This window comes from Pseudomonadota bacterium (genome assembly GCA_013285445.1).
In the GTDB taxonomy this organism is placed as follows: domain Bacteria; phylum Pseudomonadota; class Gammaproteobacteria; order Xanthomonadales; family Wenzhouxiangellaceae; genus Wenzhouxiangella.
Map to the genome: position 1 here is coordinate 3375876 of CP053448.1, position 16744 is coordinate 3392619.

16 protein-coding genes and 1 riboswitch are annotated in these 16744 nt (G+C 66.2%); of the genes, 12 read left to right on the forward strand and 4 right to left on the reverse strand.

Translation table 11 applies throughout. The features are described 5' to 3' along the window. Positions 1 to 96: 96 nt before the first annotated feature. Positions 97 to 1122: a C4-dicarboxylate ABC transporter gene (locus HND55_14930; GenBank protein QKK04144.1), complete on the reverse strand. Its 1026-nt coding sequence runs from the start codon at positions 1120 to 1122 to the stop codon at positions 97 to 99. A 308-nt stretch (positions 1123 to 1430) separates the two neighbouring features. On the opposite strand from HND55_14930, the gene HND55_14935 reads away from it, so the two are divergent. The 8 genes from HND55_14935 to HND55_14970 all read left to right on the forward strand — a co-directional run bounded on the left by HND55_14935 (position 1431) and on the right by HND55_14970 (position 7635). Further along, a complete protein-coding gene (locus HND55_14935; protein QKK03837.1) occupies positions 1431 to 2159 on the forward strand; it encodes a helix-turn-helix domain-containing protein in 729 nt (242 codons plus the stop codon). A gap of 162 nt (positions 2160 to 2321) precedes the next feature. After that, a riboswitch (molybdenum cofactor riboswitch) is annotated at positions 2322 to 2476 on the forward strand. Beyond that, positions 2466 to 3443 (forward strand): GTP 3',8-cyclase MoaA, encoded by a 978-nt coding sequence (gene moaA / locus HND55_14940; GenBank protein QKK03838.1) that lies wholly within the window; start codon positions 2466 to 2468, stop codon positions 3441 to 3443. It overlaps the preceding riboswitch by 11 nt. Before the next feature lie 130 nt (positions 3444 to 3573). Further along, the gene (gene moaC, locus HND55_14945; GenBank protein ID QKK03839.1) at positions 3574 to 4071 is read left to right on the forward strand and encodes a cyclic pyranopterin monophosphate synthase MoaC; all 498 of its coding nucleotides are present in this window, start codon (positions 3574 to 3576) and stop codon (positions 4069 to 4071) included. Next, the gene (locus tag HND55_14950) at positions 4068 to 5234 is read left to right on the forward strand and encodes a hypothetical protein (GenBank protein ID QKK03840.1); all 1167 of its coding nucleotides are present in this window, start codon (positions 4068 to 4070) and stop codon (positions 5232 to 5234) included. The genes moaC and HND55_14950 overlap by 4 nt, the downstream gene beginning before the upstream one ends. Further along, entirely contained in the window at positions 5231 to 5521 is a 291-nt protein-coding gene (locus HND55_14955; GenBank protein ID QKK03841.1) for a MoaD/ThiS family protein, read from the forward strand. The genes HND55_14950 and HND55_14955 overlap by 4 nt, the downstream gene beginning before the upstream one ends. Before the next feature lies 1 nt (position 5522). Continuing rightward, positions 5523 to 5963, forward strand: coding sequence for a molybdenum cofactor biosynthesis protein MoaE (locus HND55_14960; GenBank protein QKK03842.1), 441 nt, complete (start codon positions 5523 to 5525; stop codon positions 5961 to 5963). Between the two features lie 38 nt (positions 5964 to 6001). Next, positions 6002 to 6598, forward strand: coding sequence for a molybdenum cofactor guanylyltransferase (locus tag HND55_14965; GenBank protein ID QKK03843.1), 597 nt, complete (start codon positions 6002 to 6004; stop codon positions 6596 to 6598). 137 nt (positions 6599 to 6735) lie between these two features. Then, on the forward strand, positions 6736 to 7635 hold the full coding sequence (locus tag HND55_14970) for a hypothetical protein (GenBank protein QKK03844.1): 900 nt from the start codon (positions 6736 to 6738) through the stop codon (positions 7633 to 7635). Between the two features lie 333 nt (positions 7636 to 7968). On the opposite strand, the gene HND55_14975 is transcribed toward HND55_14970, so the two are convergent. Then, positions 7969 to 9813, reverse strand: a complete 1845-nt coding sequence (locus HND55_14975; protein QKK03845.1) for a hypothetical protein — start codon at positions 9811 to 9813, stop codon at positions 7969 to 7971. Between the two features lie 127 nt (positions 9814 to 9940). Next, complete coding sequence (locus HND55_14980; GenBank protein QKK03846.1) at positions 9941 to 11812, reverse strand: hypothetical protein; 1872 nt, start codon at positions 11810 to 11812, stop codon at positions 9941 to 9943. A 196-nt stretch (positions 11813 to 12008) separates the two neighbouring features. Here HND55_14980 and HND55_14985 point away from each other — a divergent pair, with 196 nt between their 5' ends. The 4 genes from HND55_14985 to HND55_15000 all read left to right on the forward strand — a co-directional run bounded on the left by HND55_14985 (position 12009) and on the right by HND55_15000 (position 15580). Further along, positions 12009 to 12233 carry a hypothetical protein gene (locus tag HND55_14985; GenBank protein QKK03847.1) on the forward strand — a complete coding sequence of 75 codons (225 nt, stop codon included), beginning with the start codon at positions 12009 to 12011 and terminating at the stop codon, positions 12231 to 12233. A 30-nt stretch (positions 12234 to 12263) separates the two neighbouring features. After that, entirely contained in the window at positions 12264 to 13472 is a 1209-nt protein-coding gene (locus tag HND55_14990; GenBank protein QKK03848.1) for a hypothetical protein, read from the forward strand. Positions 13473 to 13681: 209 nt separating this feature from the next. Beyond that, entirely contained in the window at positions 13682 to 14116 is a 435-nt protein-coding gene (locus HND55_14995) for a YccF domain-containing protein (GenBank protein QKK04145.1), read from the forward strand. Between the two features lie 423 nt (positions 14117 to 14539). Further along, positions 14540 to 15580: an IS110 family transposase gene (locus HND55_15000; protein ID QKK03849.1), complete on the forward strand. Its 1041-nt coding sequence runs from the start codon at positions 14540 to 14542 to the stop codon at positions 15578 to 15580. A gap of 459 nt (positions 15581 to 16039) precedes the next feature. Here the strand turns inward: HND55_15000 and HND55_15005 are convergent, their stop codons facing one another. Next, complete coding sequence (locus HND55_15005) at positions 16040 to 16663, reverse strand: HD domain-containing protein (GenBank protein ID QKK03850.1); 624 nt, start codon at positions 16661 to 16663, stop codon at positions 16040 to 16042. Between the last annotated feature and the right edge of the window lie 81 nt (positions 16664 to 16744).

Genomic DNA, 16744 nt, shown 5'->3' on the forward strand with positions numbered 1-16744 from the left:
GGCGTCAGATCCATGATGCGGAACGCCGGCCGCGGCAGGTCATTCCCGATGCACTGACACCATACCGGCAGACATCCGGCGCAGTTTTGACTTCGGTCAACTGACCGACCGCGCCTCCCTGAGGAGGTGACCCAACATACCGACGCAAGTGACCAGCCAGGCAGTCAGCGCCAGCCAGATGAACGTGGCCGGAACAAAACGCAGGAAATCGAGTTCGAGCACCTCGACCAGGCGGAAACTGCCGGTGGTATACATCGCCAGCGGGAAGACCATGCCCCAGAACTGAGGATCGTAGCGCAGCGGGAACCGGGCCACGAGATGGCGCCAGACGGTCAGGCCGATCAGCAGCGGGATCCACCATGACGCCGCGGCCCAGAAAAACACGGTGAAGCCCTTGAGAAAGCTCTGGAACTCACCCAGCAGAGCGTTGCTGCCGCTGGCCATCAGCAGGGTCGAACCCGCCAGCGTGGCAATGGCCACTGCCCCCATGTTGATCCAGTAAGGCGGCGTCAGTTCGCTCATCTGCAGGCGCACGAAGGTCAGACGATAGAAGATCAGCGGGATGATGGCCAAATAGAGCATGCAGCCGATCAGGTGCAGGCTCAGGCCAAGAAAGAGCATGTCGCCGGCATGAGCCGCCGGCCAGGGCAGCAGGACGGTCAGAATCGAAAGCGCCTGGGTGGCCACGGAGGCCAGCAACCAGGCGCCGTTGATGCCATGGGCAAGCGTCGGCTTGCGCGAACGCACCACGACTGCGACAAAAAACCAGTAGGTGATCACGAGCCAGAGAACGGCCGCCATGCACCACAGAACGAACGCCGTTCGGTCGGCACCGGCGATCAGGATCAGCTGTGAGCCAAGAATGCAGGTGCCGGCCACGATCGTGAAAAAACCGGGCCCGCGCGCATGATCGCGCATGTCGCTGACGAAGGCGCTTGTGTGCCATACCAGACGCGTCAGAGTCAGCGCCACAAGCATCAGATAGAAACCGATATTGATGACCAGCAAGGCGCGAGCGACAAGTCCCATGCCGAGCAACGAGCTCGCGATCGAGGCCGCGCCGGTTGCCATCACCATCGCGAAATACCCCGGAAACAGATTGACTGCGGCGCGGTCGATCAGCCCGGCCGGCGCGGCCGCCGGATTAACCACGGTGCGGCCCGCAGCCGCTGCGCCGGCGGAAACTGCAGAATCTATGAAGTACGCTGTACATGGCTTTCACAGTCCATTGAGACACTCTCGAAGCAACGATTGAATCGGATCGACGAATGGCCGCCCGTTGCAGCACGCCGCTCGAGATCCGATTGTACCGACCCTTGTGGTCGACGTCTGCTCGATCGGCCTCTGCAACACATGGCCCGGGCCGCTGTCGACTTGTAGTATGATGACAAGCCGCTTGCGGCCCGAAAACTGGACTGTTTGTGCCGACCATGCCTGCCACCAGCCGCGCCCTTGACCTTGAACTCCTTCGCCGACGTTGCAGCGGCTGTAGTCTGCGCGAGCTGTGTCTGCCGGCCGGCCTCGACGCGTCCGATATCGAGCTGATCGAGCAGGGCGTCACGGCAAGTGATCAGATTCCCGCCGGCCAGGCCCTGTACCACGCCGGTGCACCGTTCGATGCGCTCTACGTCATCAAGTCCGGCTCTCTGAAGACCTTCGCCAATTCCGAAGGCGGTGAGCTTCAGATCCTTGGCTTTCACCTGCCCGGTGAAGTGATCGGCTTCGATGCACTGGCGGGCTACCGCCACCAGTGCACGGCCGAAGCGCTGGAGCCCACTCGCGCCTGTCGACTGCCCTACGCCAATCTCGAGCGGCTCGCGGCCCGGGTGCCGGGGCTTCAGCGCCAGCTGATGCGCCTGATCAGCCGGGAAATGCAGGACGATCACCGGCATCTCGCCATGATGGGCCGCCCACAGGCTCTGGGTCGCCTGGCCCTGTTCCTCTATAGTCTCAGCCAACGCCAGCAGCGGCTCGGTCGCCGGCCCGATCACCTGACGCTGAGCATGTCGCGTGCCGACCTGGCCAACTACCTCGGCCTGGTCCTGGAAACCGTCAGCCGGCTGTTCGGCCGCCTTCAGGAAATGGGGGTGCTCGATGTGCGCCGGCGCGAGGTCACCATTCTTGACCCGGAACGGCTGCGAGAGCTTAGCAACGAGTGACCCGTTTCATGGCCGCCTGCAGCTGCCGGGTGCCAAGGCGGCAAAAAAGCGCGGCCTGTTGCCGAGGGCGCCGATTGCCGGACCACCCCCGAGCAAATCGTCACACTTGATCGTGATCAAATCGGCGCTTGCCTCGAGCGGGTATGGTCTGTTTTACTGGTTTTGAACAAACGACTCCGAGCGTCTTGACCTAAAGCCCTGTCCGGCCAGGGTCATTGCGCCGCTGCAGCCCGCCGACACGCGGGCCGGGCAGCCAGGGTGGCGACCGGAAACGGCGCCGCCTTCCGGCCTTGAAAAGGAGCGCACATGGCACAGCTTGTCGACGGCTTCGGCCGCCGCTTTTCCTATCTGAGACTGTCGGTCACCGACGTCTGCAACTTCCGCTGCGAGTACTGCCTGCCCAACGGCTACCAGGGCAACCCGACCGGCTTTCTCGGCCACGACGAGATCCGCCGCCTGGTCACGGCGTTCGCAGAACTCGGTACCTGGAAGATCCGCCTGACCGGCGGCGAGCCGACCGTGCGCAAGGACTTTCTCGACATCGTGCACACGGTGCGCGCGGTGCCGGGCGTCAAGCGCATCGCCATGACCACCAACGCCTATCGCATGGCAAAAGACGCGGCCGCCCTGAAGGAAGCCGGGATGGACGCCGTCAACATCAGCCTCGACGGGCTCGACGCCGAGCACTTCGAGCGCATCACCGGCGACAAGCGCTTCGAGAAGGTCATGGCCGGCGTCGACGCCTGCCTGGAACAGGACTTCGACGCGGTCAAGATCAACACCGTGCTGCTCAAGGGCCTGAACGACGACCAGCTGCCGGCCTTCTTCGAGTTCGTGCGCACCCGGCCCGTCAGCGTGCGCTTTATCGAGCTGATGCGCACCGGCGACAACGGCGACTATTTCGAGCAGCGCCACGTCGGCGGCGCCCTGGTGCACGATCAGCTGACCCGTGCCGGCTGGACGCCGCTCGAGCGCGGCGAGGCCGACGGCCCGGCAATCGAGTACACCCATCCCGATCATGTCGGGCGAATCGGCATCATCGCGCCTTACGCGCCGGGGTTTTGCGATACCTGCAACCGCCTGCGCGTGACCGCCCGCGGCGGCCTGCGCCTGTGCCTGTTCGGCAACGGTACCGGCAACCTCCGCCCGCTGCTCCAGCACGACGGGCAGAAAGAGGAGCTGAAAGCGACCATCCTCACCGCCCTGTTCGGCAAGCGCGTCTCGCACTTTCTGCACGAAGGCGACTACGGCGACACGCCGCACCTGGCGATGACGGGCGGTTAGGAACGGTTTACGGGTTCCGGATTCCGGATTCCGGATTCCGGATTCCGGAAATCAGGATCGCAGCCCGCCCGGAAACCGGAAACCGGAAACCGGAAACCGGAAACCGGAAACCGACAATGAAGCTTGAATCATGACCAACGACCGACAAAGTTACCGAATGATCGACGTCGGCGGGAAGGCGATCACCCGCCGGGTGGCCGTGGCCACCGGCCGGATCGTGATGAACGCCGGGACCTTCGCCATGGTGCGTGACGGCACGCTGCCCAAGGGTGATCCGCTCAGGCTGGCCGAGGTGGCCGGCGTGCTGGCGGCCAAGAAGACGCCGGAGATCATCCCGCTGTGCCATCCGCTGGGCCTCGACCAGGTCTCCGTGGCCTTCAGGCTGGATGAAACCGATTGCGCGGTGACGGCTTTCTGCCAGGCCTCGACTGCGGCGCGTACCGGCGTGGAGATGGAAGCCCTGGCCGGGGTCAACGGCGCGCTGCTGACCATCTGGGACCTGGCCAAGCAGGTCCAGGCCGACCTGGCGATCGAGCGCGTGCGCCTGCTCGTCAAGACCGGCGGCAAGTCCGGGCGCTATGAACATCCTGACGGGATCGGCGAGCTGCCCGAGGGCTTCGGGCCGTGAACGCTCCGACCACGGCGAAAAGTTCGCCCTGGCGCGGTGATCTGGCCGGCGCCTTTGCCGACGGCGCGGTACTGTTTCCCCTGCTGCTGGCCCTGGCCTGGCAGACCGGCGCCTCGGCCGCGCTCATGCTGGCGACCACCGGGGCAGCCTACCTGGCCACCGGCTGGCTGTTTCGCCTGCCCATTCCGGTCCAGCCGCTGAAGTCCCTGTCGGTCATGGCGATTGCCGCCGGCGCCAGCGCCCAGGAGCTGCAGCTGGCCGGCCTGATGCTGGGCCTGATCTATTTCGGCCTGTCCTGGCTACCGGTCAACCGCTTGTCCAACCGCATTCCCCTGGTGCTGGTCCACGGCTTTCAGCTGGGACTGGGCATCATGCTGATGGTCGCCGCCCTGCGCATGCTCGGGGCAGCGCCGGCCGAGCTGGCCGTGGTCGTGACCGCCGCGGCCGCCCTGGTGCTGATCACCCGACTGACGCGCTGGCCGGTGCTCGGCCTGGTTGCCGCCGGCGGCCTGGTCTGGGGACTGCTGCACGCGGTACCGGCGGGCGGCGAGGCGGCCGATTCGGGCATCCGCGCCACCATCGTCGCCCTGATGGTGGCGCCGCAGATCGCCCTGACCCTGACCAATTCCATCCTCGGCACCGAGCGCGCCGCCCGCGACTACTACGGCGAACGCGCCGGCCGCGTCACGCCGCGTCGCCTGCTGCGCTCGCTCGGCATCGGCAACCTGGTCGTCGGCGCACTCGGCGGCATGCCCTACTGCCACGGCTCCGGCGGCGTGACCGCCCACTACCGCGGCGGCAGCCGGACCTGGCGCTCCAACGCCATCATCGGCTCGACCCTGCTGGGTATGAGCGCGCTGCTGGTCATCGGGGGCGGCGGTCTGCCGGAGTACCCGGCCACCCTGCAGGCACTGCTGATCGGCGTGATCGGCTGGTTTCACTTCCAGCTCGCCCGGCCGAGCTGGCGGCTGCTGCACGGCCGCGCCGTGCTGCTGCTGATGGGCGCGACCGCGCTGGCCTCGACCAACATGCTCGCCGTGCTCATCGTCGGCGGCGCCGCGCTGTTGGTGGCCCACCAACTCGGCTACCGCTTTCCCGCCCCGCAGTCGATCGGCTGCGACGGCGCCACTACCTCCAGTCTCCGACAGGCAGATTCCCGATGAACGACACGACCGCCAATCCGAACCGCTCCGACCAGTCCGTGTCCGTCCGGCTGTTCGGCGCCTTCCGCCAGTTCGATTCGGACAGCGCCGTGCGCGTGACCGTACCCGAAGACGCCCGCGCGGCCGACCTGCGCCGCGCGCTGCAGGCCCACTACGCCGACAACGACAACGCCCTGGCCCTGCTCGCCGCCTCGGCCCTGGCCACCGACCGCAAGGTCCTCGACGAGGAAGATGCGCTGCCGCCGGGCGAGCCGCTGTCGATCCTGCCGCCGGTCTGTGGAGGATGAGATGAGCATTCACGTCGACGTCACCGAGACCTCGCTCGACCCGGTCAGCGCCCTGAACCACTGCTCGGCCCCGGGCCACGGCGCGGCCGACCTGTTCATCGGCCGGGTGCGCGACATCAACCAGGGCCGCGACGTGGTCGCCGTGAGCTACGACCTGCACGCGGTGCTGTGCCGCAACGTCTTTGCCGAAATCTGCGCCGAGGCGAAGCAGCAGTGGGGTCAGGCCATCCACCTGTGGCTGGTCCACGGCCACGGCCGCCTGGCCATCGGCGAGGCCAGCGTGATCGCCGCGGCCAGCTCGCGCCACCGCGACGAATCCTTCAGGGCCTGCCGCTACCTGGTCGAGCAGATGAAGCACCGCGCGCCGATCTGGAAGCAGGAGCACTACGTCGACGGCGACAGCGAGTGGGTCAAGGGGCATGCGCTTTGCGGGCATGATTGAGGAGGTTTCAGGTTTCAGGTTTCAGAGAAAAAATATCGATGATGGCGCAAGCTGGGCAAGACCAATTGATCGGCATCGTGCTCGCCGGCGGGCGGTCTTCGCGCATGGGGCGCGACAAGGCCGGGCTGACCTGGCGCAGCGGCCAGACCTTTCTCGATCGCGCCATGGCGCAGCTGCGCGAGGTCGGCTGTGGGTCGGTCATCGTCTCCGGCAAGCGCCCCGGCCATGACTGCGTCCCCGACCGCTGGCCCGGGCAGGGACCGCTGGGCGGCATGGCCTCGGTGCTGGAGGCGCGCCCGGCGCTTTCGGGCCGGCTGGTGATCGTGCCGGTCGACATGCCGCGGCTGCGCTCCGACTCGCTGCGCTCGCTGGTCGCGGCCGCGCGCGGTGACGGCGCCCGCTACGCCGACGTGCCGCTGCCGATGGTGCTCTGCCTCAGCGATCGGCTCCGTTCCGTCGTCGCGGTGATGATGCAGTCCGAAGCGCGCAGCCTGCGGGCCCTGGCCCGGGGTCTGGACATGGCGGTCGTCGAGCCCACCCCGGCCGACGCGCGGGCCAACATCAACACCCCGGCTGATCTGCAGCGTCAGGCCGAAGATGAAATGGAGGATCGGGATGAGCCACGCCCGCTATAGCCGCCAGACCATCCTGCCCGAGATCGGCCCCGGGGGCCAGCGGCGCCTGGGCGCCGGCAGCGTGCTGTGCATCGGCGCCGGCGGCCCTGGGCTGCGCCGCCCTGCCCTACCTGGCCGCCGCCGGGGTCGGGCGGATCATGATCATCGACCACGACCGGGTGGATGTCTCGAACCTGCACCGCCAGGTGCTGTTTGCCGAAGCCGACATCGGCCGGCCCAAGGTCGAGGCCGCGGCGGCGCGCCTGACGGCGATCAACGGCGCTATTGCCGTCGAAGCGCTGCCGGAGCGACTGGACCTGGACAACGTCGAGCGCCTGTTCGGCCGGGCCGACGTCGTCATCGACGGCAGCGACAACTACGCCACCAAGTACCTGGCCGCCGACGCAGCGCTCAAGTTCGGCCTGCCGGTGGTCTACGGCTCGGCCACCGGCATGGAGGCCATGGTCACGGTGTTTCTGCCCGGTGAGGGGCCCTGCCTGCGCTGTCTGTTTCCCGAAGCACCGTCGGGCTGGGTGCCCAACTGCGCCGAGGCCGGCGTGCTCGGCCCGCTGGTCGGCATGGCCGGTGCGGTGCAGGCCGCCGAGGCGATCAAGCTGCTGGTCGGCACCCCCGCCCTGACCAGCCTGTCGGGCCGGCTGTGGCTGGTCGACGCGCGCGACATGGGAAGCCGCCAGCTCGCGATTGGCAAGCGGCCGGACTGCCCGGCATGCAGCCTAGATCCGGCCGGCCTCGAACTGGCCGGCACCGCCCCGGCCGTGCACGAGATCGACCACGCTCAGGCGCAGGCCCTGCCCGGCGCCCTGTGGGTCGACGTGCGCGAGCCGGACGAATACGCCGCCGGTCACTTCTCCGGCGCAGTCAACCTGCCGCTGAGCCGCCTGCACACCGGCGAGCCCGGCCTGCCCGACGCCGAACACCTGGTCGTCTATTGCGCCACCGGCATGCGCTGCCGCGCCGCCGCGCCGCTGCTCGAACGCGCCGGCACCGGCCGCGTACACGTCCTGCGCGGGGGTTATCGGCAAGCGGCGGTGGACTGAACCTGCGGCTGGGCACTGCCCCCGGGCGACGGGCAGATGCAGACGGGGACACGACCTCGAGCACGCGCAACCGCTCCACTCCGGGGCGCATGCCCTGCGGGGCATGCCGCCCCGGTCTTGCCGGACAGCGGGTGAAAGACGGGCCGACCGTCCCGCCGCAGTTGGTGCTCGCCAGCGCCGGGTCAATAGTGCTTTCGAGCTTGCTCGGAGAGGCGAACCCGAACTGCCCTGAAGCTCCGATCGAAAAAAAACGGCTGATCTCCGAACCGCGTGGCGATATCGGTAGCTTGCCCGGCAACCCCTTTTCCTGACGTCATGCGCTGATCGCCTTCTTCAGAGCAACCCTGTCAGGGCAATCCACTGGTGGACGAAAGCGAGCAGGTCGGCACGACCGATCCGCCCGTCGCCGCTGAAATCTCCGATCAGGCATCGATCGGCAACCGGCGGCGTCGTCAGGAAGCAGGCATAGAGGCTTCTTGCGTCGTCCAGGTCGAGTTGGTGGTTGCCGTTGAAATCTCCGCGCAGAAAGGGCGACAGGAAAACCGTGGCGCTGGCCATGGTCACAGGCGGCGAGCGTCCCGATTCCTGCCAGAGGCTGTAGAGCACCTCGCCCCAGTCGTTGCTGACGTTGTTGTCTCGCAGCTCCTCGATATAGCGGCGGCTGGCCGTCTGGTAGAGCGCCGTGATTTCCGCCTTGACCGCGCCGACAGGCAGGCGGAACCAGGCATCGTCGAAGTACTCGCCGTCGGCGTAGTCGCGTCCCACCACCGGCGCCCCGCCCGTCTCGAACGCTTTCCGGTCGAAGCCGCGCGGCGGAATGCGCGTGTCCTTGACGATGGTATCGGCCAGGGCCATGTGGCCGGTCGGGCCCGGGCTGTGACCGGTCAGCGCCGCGGCCTGCTCCGACAGGCCAACCACCATTTCGTAGATGACCGTCTGCCGCTCGTCGAGTGCGGCCTCGGCCGGATCGTAGCCCCCGTATTCGGCCAGCAGCCGATCTCGTTCATCCAGAACCCGGACATGAAGCCAGGCCCGCCGGCCCTCGATGTGCCCGGTCGGCAGCTTGTGGCCGGTCTGGTTGATCAGTCGCGCGCGCACGGTCGGGCCGTCCTGCACCAGCTCCAGCGAGGCGGCGCGCCTGAGCATGCCGGCCGCGCGGGCCATGCCGGCCTCGATGGCATCGACGTCAACCGCCGGGTCGTCGGCGTAGTGGCGCCGAATGATGTCCAGGCCCCACACCGACGCGCCAGCGAATTCATGCACGCGCAGGTCGTCGTATTCACGGCCCATCGAGGCAATCTTGCCGGTGGTGCGCGGCATGTGGCAGTCCTGGCAGCTGGACACGACCCGTACGCCCTCGCCGCCGAAGCGGCCGCCCATGTCGACGCCGCCGTCAGCGAAGGCCGACAGCAGCCACTCGGTGTAGGTGCGCTCGAGCGGAAACTGCAGCCAGGGATCCTCGTCTTCAGCCGGCGTATCGATCGGGTTGTAGCGCCAGGTGTTGTCGTCGAGCCGGGACACGGCGAGGTTGCCGACGTCGTGGCAGGTGCCGCACAGCGCGCTCTCGCCCTGGAAGGGGGCGATGAGGCGCTCGTGGAAGGGGGCCGCGGCCGGCCGCGTGCCGCGGCGCACGCCCTCGGGATCGACCACGAACATGGCATTGCCCTGGAACTCGGGGACGGATTCAAGCGCCGAGAGCACGTCCAGGTCGCGGCTCGGGCTGCCGCCTTCGACGTAGTCGGGGTCAACCAGCGAATGGCAGAAATGACAATCGACGCCGTCGCGGTCGCGATCACTCAGGGCCGCCTCGCTGCTTTCGAGCGCGCTGCCGCTGATCGCCGACATCGGGACATGGCAGCGCAGGCAGTAATATCCGACGTTGGCCGCGTCCTGGTTGGCGACCGCCAGCTGGGCGAAGAACAGCGGATTTCGCCCCGCGTGCGCCATCTTGCTGCCGCGCCAGCTGTTCGACGGCGACTGCTCCTGGTCCCCGACGGCGTGACAGGTGGCGCAGTGTTGCGATGAATGCAGCGCATAAGCCTCGACATCGCCGGGCTGCGTTCCAGCAACCTGGAAATCGGCCAGGGTGGTCGGCAGCTGTTCAGCCGACGGGGCGCCGGCGGCGATCAGTGCCGCGGCGGCCAGGAGCAGCGAAGAAAGGATCCTGCGGGCTTTCACGGCATCTTTACTCTCGCTTGAATGTGGCTGCAGAGTGCCGGTTCAGGCGGGGAAAGTCCGGAGAAGAAGGCGAGCGGGGCCTGAGAGCGAGCTGAGAAACCCCCCGGAGCGGAGGCAGCGTGGACTTTTAGCGGCTGCCTTCCAGGCCCCACCACTGGTCGACCCGGGCGATCAGCCGCTCCCAGTCATCGCGCTCGTGCAGCGGGTCGAACACGGGGTGGTAGCGGACGGTCAGGGTGGAGAAGTCGTCCCAGCGGACCTCATCCAGGCTGGCCAGGGCGGCGCCGAAATCCTCGCCGGCGAGATGGGCGAGGGCTCTGGCCAGATGGTCGTCCTGAGCCATCACATCCTGCGCCAGCGCGTCCACGGGCTGACCACTTCTGGCACGCGCCAGCGCCAGCCAGGCCAGGTCGCGTGCCGGCGGCTGGCTGCCGGCCAGGGTCATGGCTTCCTGGAAGGCGTTGATGGCCGCTTTGTTGCGGCCGGACAGCAGCAGGGCCTGGCCCTGCAGGCGCCAGGCCGTGGCGTAGGCCGGCGAGAGCTCCGCCGCGCGTTCGGCCAGTGAGAGCGCTTCGTCGAGGTTGCCGTCGCACAGCTCCAGCATCGCCAGCGACATATGCACGCTCGGCTCAAACGGCCCGGAACGAATCTGTTCGCGGGTCAGCGCCAGGCCCGTTTGAAGGTCGCCGGCGACCGCCTCCATCCAGGCCAGCCAGCCGATCGGCGCGGGCGAATGGGTCCGGGCCTCCCGCAGAAGGGTCAGCGCCGCGGGCAGGTCGTGATCCAGGCGCATGGCAACCAGCCCCATGACGGTCAGGGCCCAGGCATGCTCGGGATCGATGGACAAGGCGGTTTCGGCCCGCTCGCGCGCGGCTTGAAGGTTTTCGTCCGCGCTTTCATGGCCATAGTAGTGCAGCAGAAACAGCGCGTCCCCCCAGCGGGCCCAGGCATCGCTGTAGCCCGGATCAAGTTCCGTCGCCTGCCTGTAGAGTTCAGCCGCCCGGCGCATCGCAGTCTCGCTGCGCTGGCCGGCCAGCACGTTGGCGCGCACGAGCTGGGCATAGGCCTCCAGACTGTGGGTGGGCAACTGTGCGGGCGCCCGGGCTGACTCGAGCGTGGCCTCGATGGAGCTGGCGATATCGTCGATGATCTCCGCCTGCGCCTCGAACAGCCGGCTGGCAGTCAGCTCGCCCTCGTAGCTGCGCGCCCAGCGATGCGTATCGGCCGCGGCGTCGATCAGCTGAACGTTGACCCGGAAACGCGCCCCGGCCTGCTGCACGGCGCCTTCGACGATCCAGTCGACGCCGAGCTCGGCGGCGATTTCGGGAATGCGCTTGTCGGTGTCGCGATAGCGGCGCATGGAGGTTGCCGAAATCACGCGCAGGCCGGACAGATCGGACAGACTCGTCAGCAGGTCCTGGTGCAGTCCCTCGGCCAGCAGCATCTCGCCGGATTCGGCGATGGCGGTCAGCGGCAGCACCGCTATGCCCTCGGTTGTTCTGGCCTCCTGTGCCGGCGCCCTGTCCCCGGTCGACAGGTGCTGGAGCGCCAGCGCGCCGAGCACGACCAGGATGGCCAGCAGCGGAAGCAGCCGCCATCGCCGCTGCACCGCAGCCTTCTCGCTGCCGGTCCGATCATCGTCCGGAACCTTTCCGATCGCCGGCTCGGCGTCCTCGCCCGGAGGCTCGACCGGCGCGATCAGGCGATAGCCGCGCTTGGGGATCGTCTCGATGTAGCGCGGGTCGTTGGCCGAGTCACCGAGCTTGCGGCGCAGTTCGGAGATGCACCAGGTCAGGGCATCGTCGGTGACGACGGTATCACGCCAAACGGTGTCACTGAAATTCTGCCGGGTGACGACCCGGCCGGCGTTTTCAGCCAAACACAGCAGCACGTCCATCGAGCGGCTGTTGATCTGGGCATCCGTTTCGCGACTGATCAGCCGGTTGGAAGTCGGATCGACTGTCCATTCGCCAATGCGAAAACCGTCCTGCAACTGCATCGGATCATATCCCTGAAGGTCTGCCAAGCGGGTGCCGCGGTCGCCCCGGGCTTTTCCCCATCACCTCATTCTACAGGTTTTGTTCAGGACTTCCTCAGGCCGATCACAGTACCGCGAGCAGGCCGCCGCGTAGCTTGGGTGGCGTCCGCCGAAGAGGCGACCTCTGTACTCAAACAGCACCACAAGGAGACATGCAATGAACCTACGGACCAAGACAATCGCGGGCCTTGCTGCCCTGGGACTGGGCGCCGCCCTGTACCAGCCGGCAGCCGCAGATTCCGATCAGGCCGAGCACCTGTTCGGTCTCGACCACCGCAGCATGCTCGAAATCATTTCCCGCCATGATACCCCGGGAGACGACGGCACTACCGAGCAACACCTGGTTTTCGACCTGTCGGACAACGAGATACCGTCGGGCTGAACCACGCTCAAGCAGGTCAACGCCACGGGCATGCTGCACTTCGTCTACATGATCCGGCTACCCGACGAACACGCCGACATGACCGTCGAGGACTATCGCCTGGGAACGCCGACCGCCTTCCAGGAGGCCTGGACCCCCTTCTTCAACGGCGAGGTCGATGTCAACACTTTCTTTGGCAACCTGATCGCCGCCATGCCTGAATGGGCGGGGGACACGGTTTCCAGCGGCGGCCCCGGTTTTCTGGACGCCCACCGCACCGGATGGACCACCCAGTATCTCGAGCCGGGCAGCTACATTCTCGAATGCTACGTGATGGACGACACCGGCGCCTTCCACAACATGTCGGGTATGCTCGAAAAGCTGGTCGTGACCGAGGATGTATCCGCCGCAGCCGAGCCGGACGCCGACCTGGCGGTATCGATCTCCTCGACTGGCGGCATCGTGTTCGAAGCCGAGGACGTGCAGCCCGGCGCCTACAACGTGTCGGTCACCTTCGAGGACAACGCCGTCTACGGTCACGGGCTCGGTCACGACGTTCATCTGATCCGGCTCGAAAACGGCACCACGGTCGAAGACGTCAACGGCTGGATCAACTATCTGGACGTGGCCGAGGACGGCTTCTACGCCGATCGCGGCGCCCTGGTTTCCACCTACGAGAATCCAGGGCCCGAGACCTTCCTGGGCGGGGTCCAGGCCACCTTCGCCAATGCGGCTGCCGGCCAGTCCTATCCGATTACCGCCTACATGCACGTGAACCTCACGCCGGGCCGCTATGCCTGGGTGGCTGAAGTGCCCAACCCCATCCAGCCCGTCGCCGACAATCCGGAGATGACCATGCTGGTCGAGTTCGAGGTCGCTCCGCACACCGATCTGGCCGGCGCCTGGTACGACCCGGAAGCAGCCGGTCAGGGCTGGAGCTTCGTGGCAGCAGAGGGTGGACTGCTGGGTTACTTCTACGGTTTTGGCGACAGCGGGACTCCGCTGTGGCTGATCACCGAATCGCTCATCGAGAGTCCGGGTCCGGGCGAAGCGGTCACCACCGGCCTGCTCTACAGCGAGGCAGGCCGCTTCGACCAGCCGGCCGAACCCGCCGACTTCATCTACTGGGGCGAACTGACCGTGACCTTCGACAACTGCGAAGAGGCCACTGCGGAAATCAGCGGCCTGCACGGCGCTCAGACCCAGGAGCTGGTGCGACTGACGACGGCACCAGGCGCGGAAGGGACCTGCCAGCTCTGAACGAAAGGGAGCAGTCAGACTCCTGCCCACTTCATGCGAAAAGCCCCGCATCAACGCGGGGCTTTTCGCCACACAGGGCGCTGACCTGTACGAGTCGGACCCGTATTGAGTCAGGCCAAACTCCTGCCCCGTGGCACGTTCTTCGCCGCGATTGCGGTTGATCTGACATACAATAAGCGCTCCAGAGCGCCCATTCGGAACCCGTCATGCTGCGACTTGTTGGCAACCTCATCTGGTTCGTACTGGGCGGCTTCTTCATGGGTCTGGCGTGGTGGTTCTACGGACTGCTGTGCTTCATCAGCATCATCGGCATTCCCTGGGGACGGGCCTGTTTCGTGCTGGGCAAGTTCATGTTCTGGCCCTTCGGGCGCGAGGCGGTTGACCGCCGGGCTCTGACCGGCCGGGACGATCTCGGCACCGGCTGCCTGGGCATGATCGGCAACGTGATCTGGTTCGTCGTGGCGGGCATCTGGCTGGCCATCGGCCACCTGTTCTGGGCCCTGGCGCTGTTCATCACCATTATCGGCATTCCCTTCGGCGTCCAGCACGTCAAGCTGGCCGGTATCGCCATGTTTCCGATTGGCAAGTCGGTGGTGTTGGCAGAGGTCGCGCATGCCACCCGCGCCGCGCGCAGGGATTACTAACCCGCATTATTCATGAATTCACTCGCGCCCTTGCTTGCGCCTTGTACGCACAGCGGATTTTCCTCCCTCGGAAATACAGCCTGGTATTCCGCTCGGTCGGAAAATCCGCTGTGCGAACAATCCCCTGCGCAATCATCGCGGCGATTCATAAATAATGCGGGCTAAGGAGCCTCTGAACAACTCTGCGCGGAGCGCGTTTCTGTCGCAAATGCCGCAGATCGTGTGGTGCGACTCGAGTGACAGTAGCCGTAGCTACGGCCGAGGGGCGCAACGCGCGAGATGCGGCATTTGCGGCGAAACACTGCGGGACGGGGCTTTGCGCCCGCGCAGAGTTGTTCAGATGGTATGGACACCGCCCTCCTGACTTCGGCATCGCGATGTGCCACAGTTGGGTCGGTAACAATCAACTCACGCAGGAGGACGATGTCCATGGACAAGATTACCGTAGTCGGTCTGGACCTGGCAAAGAACGTTTTTCAGGTACACGGCGTGGATGACGGCGGGCAGGTGGTCTGCCGCAAGCAGTTGCGGCGGGCGCAGGTCCTGCCTTTCTTCGCTCGCCTTCAGCCTTGCCTGATCGGTATGGAGGCTTGCGGCGGCATGCACTACTGGGCTCGCAAGCTGACCGCGCTCGGTCACGAGGTCCGGCCCATGGCCGCACGCTTCATCAAGCCCTACCTCAAGTCCAACAAGTCCGACGCGCTCGATGCCGAGGCGATCTGTGAAGCGGTGCAGCGACCCAGCATGCGCTTTGTCACGCCCAAATCGCCCGAGCAGCAGGCCGCACTGCACCTGCACCACAGCCGCCGATTGCTGGTCAGTCAACGCACCGCACTGATCAACCACATACGTGGGGTGCTGATGGAGTTCGGCATCACCGTGCCTGTTGGCTCCAACGTGCTGCGCCGGCGGTTGCCGGAGGTCCTGGAAGACGGGGACAACGAGCTGCCCATGATGGCGCGCAACCTGCTGGCCACCCTGGCAGAGCAATTTCAAGCCCTGGATGAGCGCATTGAAGCACTCGAACACCAGATTGAGACCTGGCATCGCAACAGCGACGCCAGCCGACGCCTGGCCGAGATCCCCGGCATTGGCCTGATGACCGCCACCGCTTTGGCGGCAGCGATTGGTGATGGGCGAGCGTTCCGCAACGGGCGGGAACTGGCCGCCTACCTGGGTCTGGTGCCTCGGCAGGACTCATCCGGTGGTCGCCAGCGACTACTGGGGATCAGCAAACGGGGCGATCGCTACCTCAGGACACTGCTGATCCACGGTGCCCGGGCCGTCGTGCGTCACTTGAGAGCGCGAACGGCCGCCGGAAAACCACCCGGCAACCCGTGGCTGGCGAGACTTCTGGAGCGACGCCATCCCAATGTGGCCGCAGTCGCCCTGGCCAATCACAATGCCCGTGTAGCCTGGGCGTTGCTGACCCGTCAGGAACGATATCGCCCCATGGCGCTCTAGCAGTGCCCCCACTACCCGGGCCGAGGAAAAACACAGGAGAGTTCACCACCACGATTGCCAGCACCGATGAGATGGAAAGACAGGTCGGACCGCGACGGGCCAAACCCGAGGAACCTCTTGAAGCCAAGACTTCGCTATTCAGATAGGGACCCGTCGGCGAACACCATAGGGGCCAGGGATATCAGTCCCGACTACAGGCCGGATGTAAGAGTGCAATCGAACCTTCCTCTTCCAGATCAACGGCGTTTGCAAAATGGGCGGTGTCCATGTAAGAGGCTCCCTAACGGTCTCATTATTGAGCAGACACTCGGTTTGCCTCCCGGCATTCATGGCAAGGCCTCGGAGCGCAGGCTGCAGCGGCTCCGGCAGCAAGCGCCGACAACGCAGTCCACGGCCAATGAGAGACAAGCCGGGGGAGCGCCTTCGGCGTGGCCGGACACCCGGCCACAAGGCCGTCAGTCACAGCCGGTCTACGGTCCTGAAGGGGCTGTTTTCGATGATTCCGACAAACAGGTCGACCAACTCGGGGTCATGCTTGGATCCGGACTCGGCGCGAATCGTGGCCATGATTTCGGGGTGGGTGCGGGCTTGTTGGTAGACCCGTCGCACAGCCATCGCGTCATAGCTGTCGGCCAGGCTGATGATGCGCGAACACAGCGGAATGTCGTGGCCGGACAGGCCGTCAGGGTAACCGCCACCGTCGAAGTGCTCGTGATGATGCCGGATGTAGAGCGCGACTTGCTGCGCGCCTTCGAGCTCGGTCGATGCAATGATGATGGCCCCGATCTCCGAGTGTTGCTTGATTACCTCGAACTCTTCGTGGTCCAGCGCGCCTGGTTTGAGCAGAACGCTGTCGGGTACCCCGATCTTGCCGATATCGTGGAACAGCGCGGCCAGCCGCAGGGCGGCGAGCTGGGACGCGTCCAGGTCGCAATGGCGACCAACCTCCCCGGCCAGACCACGAACCCGTTCCGAATGGAGGTGCGTGACTCTGTCTCGATAGCCCAGTGCCACGGCCAGCGCCCTGAGGTACTTGTCGAGCGTGGCGACGCTACTCGACGCAGTCACGGGCTCCGGCTTCATGCGAGCCCTGCCGTGCCGACCAGCGGGCCTGCCCGGAAATCATGACTTGATTTGCAATTGACTGCGTTCATGGGGACCGCG

Excerpts from the sequence above, each read along its gene's own strand:
- HND55_14990 (QKK03848.1), top strand. The coding sequence starts at position 12,264 with ATGCTGCACTTCGTCTACATGATCCGGCTACCCGACGAACACGCCGAC.
- moaA (QKK03838.1), top strand. The coding sequence starts at position 2,466 with ATGGCACAGCTTGTCGACGGCTTCGGCCGCCGCTTTTCCTATCTGAGA.
- HND55_14960 (QKK03842.1), top strand. The coding sequence starts at position 5,523 with ATGAGCATTCACGTCGACGTCACCGAGACCTCGCTCGACCCGGTCAGC.
- moaC (QKK03839.1), top strand. The coding sequence starts at position 3,574 with ATGACCAACGACCGACAAAGTTACCGAATGATCGACGTCGGCGGGAAG.
- HND55_14970 (QKK03844.1), top strand. The coding sequence starts at position 6,736 with ATGATCATCGACCACGACCGGGTGGATGTCTCGAACCTGCACCGCCAG.
- HND55_15000 (QKK03849.1), top strand. The coding sequence starts at position 14,540 with ATGTCCATGGACAAGATTACCGTAGTCGGTCTGGACCTGGCAAAGAAC.
- HND55_14955 (QKK03841.1), top strand. The coding sequence starts at position 5,231 with ATGAACGACACGACCGCCAATCCGAACCGCTCCGACCAGTCCGTGTCC.
- HND55_14935 (QKK03837.1), top strand. The coding sequence starts at position 1,431 with ATGCCTGCCACCAGCCGCGCCCTTGACCTTGAACTCCTTCGCCGACGT.
- HND55_14980 (QKK03846.1), bottom strand. The coding sequence starts at position 11,812 with ATGCAGTTGCAGGACGGTTTTCGCATTGGCGAATGGACAGTCGATCCG.
- HND55_15005 (QKK03850.1), bottom strand. The coding sequence starts at position 16,663 with ATGAAGCCGGAGCCCGTGACTGCGTCGAGTAGCGTCGCCACGCTCGAC.
- HND55_14985 (QKK03847.1), top strand. The coding sequence starts at position 12,009 with ATGAACCTACGGACCAAGACAATCGCGGGCCTTGCTGCCCTGGGACTG.
- HND55_14965 (QKK03843.1), top strand. The coding sequence starts at position 6,002 with ATGATGGCGCAAGCTGGGCAAGACCAATTGATCGGCATCGTGCTCGCC.